The organism is Sinorhizobium sp., from assembly GCF_059070375.1.
Window position 1 is genome coordinate 597,137 of sequence record NZ_JCACWC010000002.1, and the last position, 13,350, is coordinate 610,486.

The following is a 13,350-nucleotide window of genomic DNA, read 5'->3' on the forward strand; positions in this document are numbered from 1 at the left end:
GTGAACAATGACGGGCTCGACGGTCTCGGAAACGATCTTCTTCCTCGACCGGGCAAGCCAAACGGGCCTGCAGGCGCAGATCCGTGAAACGATCGTTTCGGCCGTATTGTCGGGCCGCCTGGCGCCGGGCGCCCAATTGCCCTCCAGCCGCAAGCTTGCGGCCTATCTGAATATTTCGCGGATCACCGTAACGCTCGCCTATCAGGAGCTCGCTTCCCAAGGCTATGTGGAGGCGGCGAACCGGAGCGGCTACCGTGTCGCCGGCAAACCCCCGACGACAGCAATCGCGATGCAGGCCGCCCATGCTGCGGCCGATGCGATCGACTGGTCGGCCAAGCTGCGCTCGACCTTCATCGTGGCCAAGCAGATGCGTAAGCCCCTCGACTGGCGAGCCTATCCCTACCCGTTCCTTTACGGTCAGATGGACCCGTCACTGTTCGATCTCACGGCCTGGCGCGACTGCGCGCGACGGGCGCTGGCGCGCGAGGATTTCGAGCTGATGGCGGGCGACTTCGCGGCGGCGGACGACATCCAGCTCGTCAACTATATCTGTTCGCGCACCTTGCCGGGCCGCGGCATCCGTGCGAACCCCGACGAGATCCTGGTGACGGTGGGCGCGCAGAACGCCCTCTGGATCGTCATCCAGCTCCTGTTGCGTCAGGGCGCCCATGCGGTCTGCGAGAACCCCTGCCATCCCGACATGAGTGCATCGCTTCGCTTGAGCGGCGCCGGGATCACCTTCGTCGATGTGGACAGGGACGGCCTGCCGCCCGCCGCGCTTCCGCAAGAGGTCGATGCCGTGTTCGTCACGCCCAGCCATCATTCGCCGACCGGCGCGACGATGCCGATCGAGCGGCGGGCGGCCTTGCTCGAGGCGGCCGCCTCCAAGGACTTCATAATCGTCGAGGACGATTACGAGTTCGAGATGAGCTTTCTGGCGCCCCCTTCCCCTGCCCTCAAGGCCTTCGACCGCAGCGGGCGGGTCTTCTACATCGGCAGTTTCTCCAAATCGCTGTTTCCCGGCCTGCGTCTCGGCTATCTGGTGGCACCGGCTGCCGTGATCCGGGAGGCGCGGGCACTACGGGCGCTGATGTTGCGGCATCCGCCGGGACACCTCCAGAGAACGGCCGCCTATTTCCTGGCGCTCGGCCACTATGATGCCGTGCTGCACCGGATGCGCGAGGAGTATCATCGCCGCCACATCATCATGGACGCCGCCCTCCGGGATGCCGGATTGAAGATTGCAGGATCTGCGGCTTTCGGCGGCACGTCCTTCTGGATCGAGGGGCCGGAAGGTCTCGATGCGGACCTGCTGATGAACGCTTTGCGCAAGGACGGCGTGCTGATCGAATCCGGATCCCCCTTCTTCCCGCAGGACGACGGACCGTGCCGCTTCTTCCGCATGGGCTACTCGTCGATTGCACGCAACCGCATAGCCGACGGCGTGGCCCTGACCGCGGCGCGGATCGCGGAGCGGGGGTAGGATGGATCTCCAGACGACCCCCTGCCGTTCATTCGGTACGCTCTTGCTAAGCCGCGGGCGGGCAGGATTGCGAAGCGCTCGGTATCCGCCTAGCAATGATGCCCGCGACGGTTTCGTCAGCAATGCGCGAGAGCTCTTCCGCTGTCGCGCCATCACGCGCCTGCACCGACATGCCCTGCTGTACGGCGGATAGGTACAGGGCGAGCCCCTCTGCTTCGGATCGGTCAAGCCATCGAGACAAGGCATTCGCAATACGGTCGCGTAGCGCTCGCCGACGTTTGCCGAGCTCGCGTGCGAGTTCCTGCTGCTCGTCCGCAGCTTCGACCAAACCGGTCGAGATCATGCAGCCGCGCTCCTCGGCCGTCACTGCACGGATCGCCGCATCGAGTAATCCTTTCAGCGCCTGCTCCAGCGTCACAGCGCCTTCCATGCCGTCGAGCGCACCGGGTAGGCCTGCATAAAGGTCGAGCGCTTCCCGGTAGAGGCCCGCTTTACTCCCAAACGCCGCGTACAGGCTTGGCGGAGCGATGCCGATCGCGCTCGTCAGGTCGGAGATCGACACGCCCTGATACCCGTAGCGCCGAAACAGACGCATCGCGGTCTCAATTGCTTGATCTCGATCGAAGCTGCGCGGGCCTGCGGAGCGGCGTTGGCGAGGCTTATCCATAACGATCACTAAACACAGCTTGACGCGGAAAGGCAATGCGTTAGTTTGTAGCGATCGCTAAACATAAGGAGCGCAACGTATGACCCGTCCACCATTCCCAAACATCAAGGGGTTCGGCTCCGTCCACGGCGTCCCCAGCCTGCCGCCGGGCTTCATCGACGTATTCGAAAGCTACCGGGTGCCTACCGGAGAGATCGAACTCCATGCCGTTATCGGTGGCGAGGGCCCGCCGCTGCTGCTCCTCGGGGGCTGGCCGCAGAACTGGTACATCTGGCGTGACGTAATGCTGCCGCTGGCTGAGCGCTTCACACTCGTCGTGCCTGACCCGCGCGGGCTCGGGATCTCGGATAAGCCGGAAGAAGGCTATGACAAGGGGACACTAGGCCGCGACCTGTTCGGGCTGATGACGGCGCTTGGCCACGAACGCTTCGCGCTGGTTGGCCACGATTGCGGCATGTGGGTAGGCTATGCGATGGCAGCGGACCAGCCCGAGCGGATCGCGCGGATTGCGCTGGGCGAGGCGATAATCCCCGGTGTCGCCGTCTCCCCGCCGCTGATCTCCGACGATCGGCAGCTCAGCGATTTTCTGTGGCACAACAATTTTTGTCGCGTGCGCGGGATCAACGAGGCGCTTGTAGTAGGTCGTGAGGAAATATTCTTCGACTATCAATTCACCAAGATTCCGGTACCCAACCCTATCCCAGCCGACATCCGTGCCTTCTACATCGACCTAATCAAGCGCGATCGCCGGACGCTACGTGCGAGCTTCGATTACTACCGCGCCATCGACGATGACATTCCGGCAAATCGTGAACGGATGAAGACTCGGCTGACCATGCCGGTGCTAGGCTTCGCCGGCGAGTTAGCCTGCGCGGGCGCGGTGGAGGAGCAGCTTCGCCAGGTTGCTGACGATGTTCGCTGTACCATAATTCCGGAATGCGGGCATTTCGTGCCGGAGGAAACACCGGGCGCGCTATTGGCACTGTTGAGGCCCTTCCTCGAGCCTTACCGCACGCACGCCAGTTGATCTGTATGTGCATGACGTTCATTGCCGATGGCGAACGTCACGCATGCTGCGGACGCGACCGGGCCCCTTGCCGGCTTATCACTGGCACGCTGGCCGAAGCCCGAGGGCACCCAACCGGCGAGACGAAGTGGTCACCCTGGCTGTTCGCATCGGCTTCGATTACCGCGTCGGCAGAGGCGCGCGGAGACTCCTGCGGCAAATTGTGCCCGATGCCGCCAGGACGCGGTGGCAGCAGGTCATGACAGACCGTTTCTTCATGGTGCCGGGGATCAGCAGGATGTCCGGCGACCGCTGCAGGAGCCGCGCGTGCCCCACTTGCATTGGAGTTGCCTCCAACCGGCGCGACTTCGGAGCGCGTTTCAGCCTGTAGCGGGTTGAAGCCGCCCAGCGGGAACCAGGGGCATTAGCCGGATCGACGAAGCAGCCACCCGGGGCAGTCACAGTCTTTCTCGTTATTTGTAACATTTGAAGTTGCGCATGATGCTGGGCGGTCTATACTCGCGACCCGAACGAGATTCAGAGCGAGATAGTAGAATGGAACGTGTCGTGGACGCGGTCATCGTGGGCGCGGGTGTTGCGGGTCTAAGCGCCGCTTTATTCCTCGGTAGAGCAGGCAGGTCCGCTATCATATTCGATGGAGGCACAACCCGGATCGAAAGCGTTGCGGAAGTCCGCGAATACCTCGGCTTCGATGGGTTGCCGCCCCAGGAGCTGCTTGCCCGAGCCAGCGCTGAGGTCCAACAATACGGGGTCGAGATCATACGCCAGCGAGTAACGTCGGTAACACCACGCGCCGACGGCCTTTTCGAGGTGCATCACGGCCATTCGGTAAGGATGGCTCGCACCGTTGTTCTTGCAACCGGACTGATAGACAAACTGCCGCCGCTTTCAGGATTGCCCAAGGTCTGGGGAAGAGATCTTCGTGTCTGTCCATGCTTCGATGGTTATGAGGTCCAAGGAAAGCGCTTCGTGGTCTTCGGAGTGCCCGACAGGCTGGTCCACATGGCATCATGGGTGTGGATGTGGTCTCGCGACGTGACGGTGGTTTCCGAGCATGCGTTCACCGACGTCGATCTCTATCGCCTGCGACTTTTGGAAATCGAGGTGATTGCCGACGAGGTGACGGGATTGGTTCACGGCGGCGAGCGACTTGAAGCGCTCACGACACGCAAGGGGAAATCGATCGCCTGCGACGCCGCCTGGATTGCTGCTGACATGGTCGCGGCCTCCGATCTCGCAGCTAGCCTATGTGATGTTGACGACATGGGCCTGGCTCGGACCGACAGCGCCGGACGGACGAGCCGACCGGGGATTTTTGCCGTCGGAAACGCCGCCGATCCCGCCGCTCATCTCGTTCACGCGTCCGCTGCCGGCACCAATGTTGGCCCGCATGTCGTCATGTATCTGCTGGAGAGAGAAATAGAGCGGCGAACGGCCGATCAGAGGAATGACGGCTCGGTTGACATCTCACGAAGAGCATCATGAGAACCGACAGCCGCTTGTCCCGCATGCTCCACGTCCTGCTGCACATGGCCCGCCATGATCGCCCATATACATCCGAGCATATCGCCGGAATGCTTCAGACGAACGCCGTTGTCGTTCGTCGGACCATGGCTGGCTTGCGCGCCAACGGCTATGTTCGATCTGTCACTGGACAGGGGGGCGGCTGGACGATTGCCTGCGACCTCAACAAAACGACCTTGCTGGATATTCATCGGGCAGTCGGCGGCCGTCATATCTTCGCGATTGGCCTGGACAACGACAATCCATCCTGCGCGGTCGAACGGGTCGTCAACAGCGCAGTCGCGGATGCGCTGGATCGAGCCGAACGGCTGCTGATCGGCAGATTGGGCGAGGTCACACTCGCCGAGTTGGCGGAACAGTTTGATGCCATCTGCCACGCCGAACTCAAACAGTAGCGCCATCGGAGGATGTCCGTTCATGGTCTGAGACTCGGCCCGAAGCCGTTGCTAAAGGTTCCTGAGGCCGACGCGACACCGACGTTACCCTGCTGTCACGCCGGCATCCCACCGATATAGCGCATCGGGCATCTTCTCCTGACAGTCGGTTCCGTCCGTCTCACGAATCCTGACGAAGCCGTTTCGCTCGTAGAAGGCGATCGCATCAACATTCGCCTGGAAAACCCAGAGCTGAAGATGGTCGAAATGGTCCTGCGCCTTCGCAATCAGCTTCCGGCCGATCCCGCGGCCCGTATAGCCAGGCAGGAGGTAAAGATGTTCCACCCAACCTTGCTTGAAGGCGCAGAAGCCGACGACCAACTGCTGTTCGTCAGCCACCCACACATCGCAGTCTTGGAACACGATGTTGCGGAAGTAGGCCTTGTCTTCCTCAAAGGTGTGCAGATCTGGCAAGTAGGGGAGAAAGGCTTGGCGCGACCTCCGGAATACAGATGCCACAGCCTCTGGTTCCGTAGATCTAGCCCGACGAATCTTGATGCTGCACGGATCTGAACTCATCGTTTATGAATTTGCCTTCGGTCTGGATGGGCGATCGACCCTGTGAGAATCGCACTATCGATGTTCAAGTCAGTGTCGTCGATTTAAGAGCATTCATCGACTGCCTTGACCCCTACTCTCAGCGTGGACGAACAAGGCATCGACATGATCTCCGGTCGTGCCCATCAACCCATGGGCGGTGTCATCTGCGTCAACCGCAACTGTGAAATCTGCGGTTGGCAGGTACGACTTCTCGACGAGCGCGCCGATCTCGTCGAAGTCTTCCGCCGAGAGAAACTGGTGCGTCGCCAGAACCGACGTGCACCAGATCTCGAAGTTGCGCGCAAGGTCTTCGCATTTCGCCGCTCTCAAGGTGAACATGCGGTCTCCTTGAAGAGGTGCAGCGCCGCATATTGCAGCAGCATGATGGTCTTGCCGTCGCGGATCCGGCCGTCGGCGACCATCCTCAGCGCCTCTTCGATTGTCGGCTCCAGACGTTCGATGTCTTCGCCTTCGTCCGGGTCGCCACCGCCCTCCGACACTTGATCAGCGGCCGAATAGGCTCCGACAAAGAAGTGAAGCCGTTCCGTCACCGATCCAGGGCTCATGAACGCTTCGAACACCTGACTGACATCGGTGACGCGGTATCCGGTCTCCTCCTCCACCTCCGCCTTGATCCGCTCTTCCGGTGTTGCCTTGTCCAGAAGGCCAGCGGGTGTCTCGACCAGAAGATCGTCATACCCGTTGACGAAGGCAGGGTAGCGGAACTGCCGGGTGAGCAAGACCTTTCGGCGCTGCAAATCGTAAAGCAGGATCGTCGCGCCATTGCCGCGATCGTAGGTCTCCCTGCTCTGTCTCTGCCACTCTCCGTCCGTCCGACGGAAGCTGAAGGTCGTCTTCTTCAGGACATACCAGTCGTCCGACAGGGTGGTCACCTGCTCAACCCGAATCCGATCTGCAACCGACATACACGTTCTCCATCACATACTGCACGATATTGCATTATATTTGTGTTCGTGCAATATGCGGAGCATCGGCGACGGACGCATCATGGCGGGCGCGTTAAGGCGAGCTTCCACGTTCGGGAAATTCCTGCCACGGGCTGGAGCCAGGGATTCAATTGCAGCGGTTATTGCCAGGTTTGCACTATCTGAAAAGGAAGCTTCCACATGCTGACCACTGAGCGCAAGGCGCTGCTCCTCGACGCCCTCGGCAAGGAAGGCCGGATCGTCGCGAAAGAGTTCAGCCGGAAGCTGGGCCTATCCGAGGACACGATCCGGCGAGACCTTCGGGAGCTTGCTGGCGAAGGACTACTTCAACGCGTGCATGGCGGCGCTCTCCCCGCGTCCAAGGCACTCAAAGACCTTCCCACGCGCCGAAATGTGTCCGTCAACGACAAGGCCGAGATCGCCAAGGTCGCCGCCGGCATGGTCAAGGAAGGACAGATCGTCTTCCTGGATGGAGGCACGACGACAATCAGGCTCGCGCGCGTCCTCCCAAAGGCCTTGAAGGCGACGGTCGTGACCCATAGCCCCGACGTCGCAACCGCTCTTCTTGATCATCCGGGGGTGGATGTGGAGCTTATCGGCGGTCACATCTACAAGCATTCGAACGTCTCCGTAGGCGCCGTCGCCATCGAAGCAATATCGCAGATTCGCGTGGATCTCTACTTCATGGGCGTGACCGGTATCCATGTAGAGCACGGCCTGACGACGGGAGACCGCGAGGAGGCGGCGGTGAAGCGGGCGATCTGCCGGCAGGCTGCGGAGACGGTCGTGCTTGGCTCGAGGGAAAAGCTCGGTGCCGTCTCCGCGTACAGCGTCGTTGGCTTCGATGACGTCGACGGGCTTATTGTGAGCAGGAAGTGTCCCGAGGATCTGCTCACCCCTCTTCGCGATCTAGGCATGCAGATCATATCGTCGTAAATGGCGGACAGTGGCGGAAATGAAGGCTCATTCCTGTCGCAAGATTCGTCGCTTCATGGCCAAAACACCAGCTTCCAAGCTAAGCCGGGAGCCCGTCACGCCACCTCAAGGTGCGAAGATTCCGTTCCCTGCGTGATAAGCGGCGCGGGAGACTTCGCATGCGGGTGGGAAGCGTTAAGTCGCCGAGCCACGATATCGTGGTTGAGCCACAGGACGGGACCGGAGGGTTCGGAAGATTCGCCGAAAATCAGCTGCCCCGTCGCCTTCACAACGAGACCGCTCAGGAGATCGCTGATCATCAACTTGCTATCCCGATGCATCCGGGTGATGTCGTTGGACGTGCCGATGGTCAAATCGGCCTGTGCCTGGCTGTTTGCCATGGGCCATGCCGAAAACTCATAGAACGGGCGCATAACCTCGCTGGCCTGCATGTCGGTGATCTTCCCGAACACATCCTTCATGGTTACGCCGTCTGCCAGAAGCTGCTCGCAGGCCTGCCACTGTTCGTCTGCCCATTGGCCGCCGTTTTCTTTCTTCAACGCAAGCAGCAGCGGTATCAGGGGCAGCTCGATACCCGTGAACACATCGGACGAATTGGTCCGGATTTCGGGACAGTTATAGACAGTTGCCTTGATCCCTTTCGCCCAGGCTTCCTCTGCAATGCCTTCGAGCCGCATCTTGGCATAACCCTGGGTGTAGTTGGTGTAGGTCTGCCAACGATAGCTTCCGTCAATGAGGATCGCCGATCCGTGGTAACCATAGGCCGTATATCGTATTTGACCGCCCGAAGCTTCCACGCGCTCGCGGATCGCCGCGCTGAAATCAATGAGGTGGCGAAAGGTGTTTGCGGAGACGTCGTCAAAATTCTGCAGGATGAGTTTTCCCATATCACTGTCGAGCAAGGTCTGCGACGACATGTGGCGGGTTCCGGTTCCCTTGTAGATTCGATTGGCGACGACCAAGAGTACCTTCGCCTTCGGGATGCCTCCGGCCATTGTGTGGGCGAAGAAAACATTGCGGCCAGCGGCGATCATTCCGTCGAGAACGGTCATGACCTTTGCAAGCGACTCCGTAAAACGCGCAGTGGCAATGTCGCGGCATTGCCCGACATAGTCCCAGTCGAGCTTGTCGTGTTCCCAGCTCTCAAGCGTCATCTTTGCCAGGAGATCGGTGGGAGTTGGGCCGTCTGCGGGCGCATCGAGATCGAAACCCGCCATAAGAGGTATGTTGATGATCCTGCCGCCCAGCCGGGCCTCCGCTGAAGACAGTTCCTCGGCATCGAGCGGCCGAAGCGCGTTGTTCTCGTCGCGCCGCCCGACGGTGATCCCCACAATCTCCATGCCAGCCCGCCGGGCTTCCTCGAGCAAACCGGTGGCGTATCCGCGGCCGAACAGTTCGCCGAAGAGTACGAAAACATCGCCTTTACGGAAGACCGTGTTCTCGGAAAGACGATTCAGTGCAACCGGATTTTCCATGCTGTCAGCTCTTTGATTCGTGTGTCGTCGAGCAATGGCTCATACGAGCGTCGCAAAGACATGACCGCACTGGCACCGAATGGGAACTCATTTTCGGTGACGGTTCATTTCAAAACGTGAAGTCGGTCTCTGCTGTTCCTGCAATGCGGCGAAATGCCGAGGCCGTTGGAGATCGGCGCGCCGATACCGAAACGAGTGCGGCTTTCGGCGGCACGTCCGTCTGGATCGAGGGGCCGGAAGGTCTCGATGCGGACCTGCTGATGAACGCTTTGCGCAGGCGTGCTGATCGAATCCAGGTCCCCCTTCTTCCCGCAAGACGACGGACCGTGCCGCTTCTTCCGCATGGCTACGGGGGTAGGATGAATCTTGCAGCTTCGGGTGGCATCGGTGCGGCAGCGGCACTAGCAAGCGGAGCGCCGTTGACAGCGCTGTTTGCTGGCGGCTCGAAGTTTGTGAGTACCTTCTTTCCGCAAGGCGATACCCTTGCTGAGCACACCCCAGGTACAGTGTCTTCACACCGGATTGAAGGCAGTGATAAAAAACCCCATGGGCATCAAGAACTATCTAATCGAAGGCGGCTCGGGTACCGGAAAGACGTCTGTCGCTACCGAACTGGAGCGGCGGGGCTACCATGTCGTCCATGGTGACCGCGTTTTGGCCTATGTCGGCGACCCCGAGACAGGCCAGGCGCTCGCAGGACCACCCGAAGGCGCAGACCGCATCGCCTGGGGATACGCGCACTGGATCTGGCCTGTCGAGAAGGTGCGAGCTATTGCTGCCGACTCCACCCATCCCGCCACGTTCTTTTGTGGCGGCTCGCGCAATTTCCACAAATTCCTGGACCTGTTCGATAAGGTTTTCGTGCTCGACATCGACGTTGAGACGTTGGACCGACGACTGGATGGGCGGCCCAATGAACCGGGTTTCGAGCCGGCCGAGCGGGCCCTGGTACTCCGCTATCATCGTACCCGGGAGTATCTTCCTGCCGGTATCAATATCGACACGGCGTATACCGTCCCAAGTGTCGTCGACGACATCCTCGCTAAACTCACCTGAAGCCCGGCAGGTTTGTGATAGGGAGAGAAGCAACCGATTGTCGCGAAAAAGCCGCTAGCTGCCGTACGACTCACTGGCGGCGGTGCCGGCTTCACCGGCCTTTCTGATCGGAGCGGGCGCCAAGCAGACGCCGTTCGCATTCCGCGGTACGGGCTGAGGATCGACAGGTTTACTCAGGCGCGACCTCAAGGCGCTGTTTCAGAAGCCAGTCCCAGAGCTCGGGATCGTTCAAGGCGGCCCGCTCGACGCCCGAGTGGTCCACGTCCTCCAAAACACTCAGACGAGCATTACGCTTCAGACCCACAAGCCGCTCATAAAGCACGACTGAATCCGACAAAGGGATGACTTGATCGTTCGTGCCGTGGAACACCCAGAAGGCTGCCTTTTCATTTGTTCTGCTGAGGTAGTGGCGATTGCCGCCGCCGGCGATCGGAACGACAGCGGCGAATGTTTCGGGAAACTGTTCTGCCATGGCCCAGGCCGCGAAAGCGCCGCGACTGAACCCCACGACATAGACACGCGCGCGATCGACGCGATACTTCGACATCACCTCGTCAAGTGCCGCCTCGACTTTCTCGATCGGATAAAGCAGCTCTTCACTCGGATTCTGAGGTGAAAACACCAGGAAAGGGAATTTCTTTCCCTCCTCGATCAATTTCGGAATGCCACTCGATCTGACTTTCTCGATATCGGTCCCGCCCTGATCGCCGCCGTGTAGCCACACGACAAGCGGATACGCGTTGCCGGACGACGCATAGTCGTCCGGCTTGTAAATCAGATAGTTGAGATCATTCTTTATGCTGGTGCTCGATCTCGCTGCCAACTGCTCTGCATGCGCCACGCCTGCACTGCACATTCCGATTACGGCCGTGAAAGCCAGTGCCATGATGTTCCGCGTCATTCGACCACCTGCTTCATAATTAATGTTGCGCCTGCAAGCATCAAATGGAACCGAAAAACCAGAACTCAAGCCTGCTTACCCCGAGGATGGAATCGTCGCCTCGGGGAAGGATTGTCGCGGAAAGCCGCGGCAATCCCGGAAGCGCGACCTGACAGCCCGGTTGTCGAGTGAAGAATTACCTCCGGTGTGGCGAGCAATCGCTGGGTCGGGCCGTTCTCTCCTTCTCGTAGAAGGGCAGACAGTGCCGCTACATTTCCTCGATCGCATCCACCCGGTCCGGATAGAATGCCATGTGCTCCTTGATCTCACGGACCGCTTCATGCGGATTCTCATAGGTCCAGACGGCATTCTTCGAGCGTTCGCCATCGGCCGCGATGCTGTAATAGGACGCATCGCCCTTGTAGGGGCAATAGGTCCCATGATCGGTGCGCGCAAGCAGCGACATGTCGACGTCGCTGCGGGGGATGTATTGCACGGGCGGATAGGACGCCTCGCGCAATGTGAGCGCGTCGCGCGTATCGGCCACGATGCGGCCATCGAGCCTGACTACAACACGCCGGGGATTGCGTTCGACAGTGATCGGATGGTCGGGGCCTGGAATTCTGATCGGCTTGTCTGACATGAGCGTTCGCCTTCAGGTGGTTGCACCGCCTCTTAGATAGGGTCACGCCTCCCGCTCCCCAAGGGCCGCACCGCCTCGACGGGCTGGGATGGCTTCCGGTCCGGCCAAACAAAATCATGAACCATCGGATATCTGAAAGAGTTGGAGCGGATGCGGGCGGAAACGGGCATGCGCCTTTCCTTGATCCCGCTTGATGTTTAGCCAGATTGGAGATGCCGGCAGATGATTGCGAGAACAGGTGGGTGCCTTTGCGGCGCGCTGAGATATGAGGTTCGCGGAGAACCTTTGCGGGTGGGACTTTGCCATTGTGCGGACTGCCGCAAGGAAAGCGGCTCTTCTTTCGTGACCTTCGCCGTCTGGCCCACCCGGGCTTTCAAGAGCTCTGGCGAAGTCAGGATATTCGCCGGCCGTGGCTTTTGCCCCGACTGCGGATCGCGGCTCTTCAACCCGGGAGAAGAGGAAACCGAAATTCGCGTCGGGTCACTGGACGACGCCCCGGCCGCCCTCAATCCCCAATACGAGATCTGGGTCGTCCGGCGCGAAGGGTGGTTGCCTCCCCTTCCGGTGCCGCAATATCCGGGGGATCGAAGCCGAAGCTAATATTTTCTCGCGCGCTGATTTTTGTTGTTGTGTGTTCTTTTTAAAATTGACGCGCGATAAGTTTTATGGTGTTTACTCCCTGCCAAGGTCAGGGACGGGAGGGCCCGCCTGCCTGGTTGCAAACGTTGAAGGCCCGCCGTTTCCAAGGGAGGAAACCATGAACATGCCCCGCATTCTCAAAACTCTCGTCGCCGGCACCGCGCTCACCTTGCTGGCATCCGGCGCCTTCGCCGACGGCATCGGCGCATCGCTCCTGACCCAGCAGCACCCGTTCTACATTGAGCTCGCCGAGGCGATGAAAGCCGAAGCCAAGGAAAAGAACGTCGCGCTCGAAGTGGCCATCGCCAATCAGGACCTCAACAAGCAGCTCGCCGACGTCGAGGACTTCATCGTCAAGGGCGTTGATGTGATCGTCATTTCGCCCGTCGACAGCCAGGGCGTACGCGCGGCCATAGCAAAGGCGGAAAAGGCCGGCATCAAGGTGATCACCGTCGACGTTCCGGCCAATGGGGCGACGGTGACGTCGCATATCGGCACCGACAATTTCACCGGCGGCGTGAAGGCGGGCGAGCTCATGGCCGAGGTTCTCGGAAACAAGGGCAAGGTCGCCATCATCGACTATCCGACGGTTCAGTCGGTGGTCAATCGCATCAACGGCTTCAAGGAAGCGATCGCCAAGCATCCGGAAATGGAGATCGTCGCGACCCAGACGGGCATCACCCGCGCAGAAGCCCTCGCTGCCGCACAGAACATGCTGCAGGCCAACCCCGACATTACCGGCATTTTCGGCTTCGGCGACGATGCGGCCCTTGCCGCGGCCGTTGCCGTCAAGGCTGCCGGACTGGAATCGCAGGTCAAGGTCATCGGTTTCGACGGCATGAAGGAAGCACGCGATGCCGTCGACGGCAATCCGGTAATGGTCGGCGTGATCCAGCAATTCCCGGACCAGATGGGCAAACAGGCGATCGACACCGCCGTGAAGGTTGTCGCCGGAGAGACGGTGCCGGCCGAGCAGCCGATCGTACCGGGCGTCTACACCGGGAAATAGGTCCCTCCCAGGACGGCTGCCGCCTGCTGGCGGCGGCATACCACGGGCGTATCCGGCGCATGCCGCCGGATACGCTCCGGTCCGGCTGAA

General features: G+C 60.4%; 15 protein-coding genes and 2 pseudogenes. 9 read left to right on the forward strand and 8 right to left on the reverse strand.

Going from position 1 to position 13,350, the window contains the following annotated elements; genetic code table 11:
* Nucleotides 1-7 precede the first annotated feature (7 nt).
* Entirely contained in the window at nt 8-1,483 is a 1,476-nt protein-coding gene (pdxR, locus tag AC5J09_RS07350; protein ID WP_494297267.1) for a MocR-like pyridoxine biosynthesis transcription factor PdxR, read from the forward strand.
* A 46-nt stretch (nt 1,484-1,529) separates the two neighbouring features.
* Here pdxR and AC5J09_RS07355 read toward each other — a convergent pair whose 3' ends face one another.
* Entirely contained in the window at nt 1,530-2,150 is a 621-nt protein-coding gene (locus AC5J09_RS07355; protein ID WP_494297660.1) for a TetR/AcrR family transcriptional regulator, read from the reverse strand.
* 79 nt (nt 2,151-2,229) lie between these two features.
* Here AC5J09_RS07355 and AC5J09_RS07360 point away from each other — a divergent pair, with 79 nt between their 5' ends.
* The gene (locus AC5J09_RS07360; protein ID WP_494297268.1) at nt 2,230-3,177 is read left to right on the forward strand and encodes an alpha/beta fold hydrolase; all 948 of its coding nucleotides are present in this window, start codon (nt 2,230-2,232) and stop codon (nt 3,175-3,177) included.
* Between the two features lie 159 nt (nt 3,178-3,336).
* Here AC5J09_RS07360 and AC5J09_RS07365 read toward each other — a convergent pair.
* A pseudogene (locus AC5J09_RS07365) lies at nt 3,337-3,577 on the reverse strand (hypothetical protein); the annotation flags it as partial.
* A gap of 146 nt (nt 3,578-3,723) precedes the next feature.
* On the opposite strand from AC5J09_RS07365, the gene AC5J09_RS07370 reads away from it, so the two are divergent.
* Entirely contained in the window at nt 3,724-4,662 is a 939-nt protein-coding gene (locus AC5J09_RS07370) for an NAD(P)/FAD-dependent oxidoreductase (protein WP_494297269.1), read from the forward strand.
* Nucleotides 4,659-5,096, forward strand: a complete 438-nt coding sequence (locus tag AC5J09_RS07375) for an Rrf2 family transcriptional regulator (RefSeq protein ID WP_029958543.1) — start codon at nt 4,659-4,661, stop codon at nt 5,094-5,096. Before AC5J09_RS07370 ends, AC5J09_RS07375 begins: the two co-directional genes overlap by 4 nt.
* Before the next feature lie 84 nt (nt 5,097-5,180).
* Here the strand turns inward: AC5J09_RS07375 and AC5J09_RS07380 are convergent, their stop codons facing one another.
* The 3 genes from AC5J09_RS07380 to AC5J09_RS07390 all read right to left on the reverse strand — a co-directional run bounded on the left by AC5J09_RS07380 (nt 5,181) and on the right by AC5J09_RS07390 (nt 6,601).
* Nucleotides 5,181-5,654 carry a GNAT family N-acetyltransferase gene (locus tag AC5J09_RS07380; protein WP_494297270.1) on the reverse strand — a complete coding sequence of 158 codons (474 nt, stop codon included), beginning with the start codon at nt 5,652-5,654 and terminating at the stop codon, nt 5,181-5,183.
* 93 nt (nt 5,655-5,747) lie between these two features.
* Complete coding sequence (locus AC5J09_RS07385) at nt 5,748-6,014, reverse strand: GNAT family protein (RefSeq protein WP_494297272.1); 267 nt, start codon at nt 6,012-6,014, stop codon at nt 5,748-5,750.
* Complete coding sequence (locus AC5J09_RS07390) at nt 6,002-6,601, reverse strand: NUDIX domain-containing protein (RefSeq protein ID WP_494297273.1); 600 nt, start codon at nt 6,599-6,601, stop codon at nt 6,002-6,004. Before AC5J09_RS07390 ends, AC5J09_RS07385 begins: the two co-directional genes overlap by 13 nt.
* A 201-nt stretch (nt 6,602-6,802) precedes the next feature.
* Here AC5J09_RS07390 and AC5J09_RS07395 point away from each other — a divergent pair, with 201 nt between their 5' ends.
* Nucleotides 6,803-7,558, forward strand: a complete 756-nt coding sequence (locus tag AC5J09_RS07395) for a DeoR/GlpR family DNA-binding transcription regulator (protein ID WP_494297275.1) — start codon at nt 6,803-6,805, stop codon at nt 7,556-7,558.
* A 95-nt stretch (nt 7,559-7,653) separates the two neighbouring features.
* Here the strand turns inward: AC5J09_RS07395 and AC5J09_RS07400 are convergent, their stop codons facing one another.
* Nucleotides 7,654-9,033 carry an enoyl ACP reductase FabMG family protein gene (locus tag AC5J09_RS07400; RefSeq protein WP_494297277.1) on the reverse strand — a complete coding sequence of 460 codons (1,380 nt, stop codon included), beginning with the start codon at nt 9,031-9,033 and terminating at the stop codon, nt 7,654-7,656.
* A 194-nt stretch (nt 9,034-9,227) separates the two neighbouring features.
* Between AC5J09_RS07400 and AC5J09_RS07405 the strand changes: the two are divergent.
* Nucleotides 9,228-9,396, forward strand: a pseudogene (locus tag AC5J09_RS07405) (GntR family transcriptional regulator); the annotation flags it as partial.
* Nucleotides 9,397-9,579: 183 nt separating this feature from the next.
* Nucleotides 9,580-10,089, forward strand: coding sequence for a nucleoside kinase (locus AC5J09_RS07410; RefSeq protein ID WP_324763697.1), 510 nt, complete (start codon nt 9,580-9,582; stop codon nt 10,087-10,089).
* 169 nt (nt 10,090-10,258) lie between these two features.
* On the opposite strand, the gene AC5J09_RS07415 is transcribed toward AC5J09_RS07410, so the two are convergent.
* Nucleotides 10,259-10,990, reverse strand: coding sequence for a carboxylesterase family protein (locus tag AC5J09_RS07415; protein ID WP_100670273.1), 732 nt, complete (start codon nt 10,988-10,990; stop codon nt 10,259-10,261).
* Between the two features lie 247 nt (nt 10,991-11,237).
* Entirely contained in the window at nt 11,238-11,612 is a 375-nt protein-coding gene (locus AC5J09_RS07420; protein WP_494297280.1) for a DUF427 domain-containing protein, read from the reverse strand.
* Between the two features lie 222 nt (nt 11,613-11,834).
* On the opposite strand from AC5J09_RS07420, the gene AC5J09_RS07425 reads away from it, so the two are divergent.
* Nucleotides 11,835-12,212 (forward strand): GFA family protein, encoded by a 378-nt coding sequence (locus tag AC5J09_RS07425; RefSeq protein ID WP_102762598.1) that lies wholly within the window; start codon nt 11,835-11,837, stop codon nt 12,210-12,212.
* Nucleotides 12,213-12,369: 157 nt separating this feature from the next.
* Nucleotides 12,370-13,260: a substrate-binding domain-containing protein gene (locus AC5J09_RS07430; RefSeq protein WP_411923647.1), complete on the forward strand. Its 891-nt coding sequence runs from the start codon at nt 12,370-12,372 to the stop codon at nt 13,258-13,260.
* Nucleotides 13,261-13,350 lie beyond the last annotated feature (90 nt).

Coding starts and splice junctions, on each gene's coding strand:
- pdxR (WP_494297267.1), top strand. CDS start 8: ATGACGGGCTCGACGGTCTCGGAAACGATCTTCTTCCTCGACCGGGCA.
- AC5J09_RS07355 (WP_494297660.1), bottom strand. CDS start 2,150: ATGGATAAGCCTCGCCAACGCCGCTCCGCAGGCCCGCGCAGCTTCGAT.
- AC5J09_RS07360 (WP_494297268.1), top strand. CDS start 2,230: ATGACCCGTCCACCATTCCCAAACATCAAGGGGTTCGGCTCCGTCCAC.
- AC5J09_RS07375 (WP_029958543.1), top strand. CDS start 4,659: ATGAGAACCGACAGCCGCTTGTCCCGCATGCTCCACGTCCTGCTGCAC.
- AC5J09_RS07380 (WP_494297270.1), bottom strand. CDS start 5,654: ATGAGTTCAGATCCGTGCAGCATCAAGATTCGTCGGGCTAGATCTACG.
- AC5J09_RS07385 (WP_494297272.1), bottom strand. CDS start 6,014: ATGTTCACCTTGAGAGCGGCGAAATGCGAAGACCTTGCGCGCAACTTC.
- AC5J09_RS07390 (WP_494297273.1), bottom strand. CDS start 6,601: ATGTCGGTTGCAGATCGGATTCGGGTTGAGCAGGTGACCACCCTGTCG.
- AC5J09_RS07395 (WP_494297275.1), top strand. CDS start 6,803: ATGCTGACCACTGAGCGCAAGGCGCTGCTCCTCGACGCCCTCGGCAAG.
- AC5J09_RS07400 (WP_494297277.1), bottom strand. CDS start 9,033: ATGGAAAATCCGGTTGCACTGAATCGTCTTTCCGAGAACACGGTCTTC.
- AC5J09_RS07410 (WP_324763697.1), top strand. CDS start 9,580: ATGGGCATCAAGAACTATCTAATCGAAGGCGGCTCGGGTACCGGAAAG.
- AC5J09_RS07415 (WP_100670273.1), bottom strand. CDS start 10,990: ATGACGCGGAACATCATGGCACTGGCTTTCACGGCCGTAATCGGAATG.
- AC5J09_RS07420 (WP_494297280.1), bottom strand. CDS start 11,612: ATGTCAGACAAGCCGATCAGAATTCCAGGCCCCGACCATCCGATCACT.
- AC5J09_RS07425 (WP_102762598.1), top strand. CDS start 11,835: ATGATTGCGAGAACAGGTGGGTGCCTTTGCGGCGCGCTGAGATATGAG.
- AC5J09_RS07430 (WP_411923647.1), top strand. CDS start 12,370: ATGAACATGCCCCGCATTCTCAAAACTCTCGTCGCCGGCACCGCGCTC.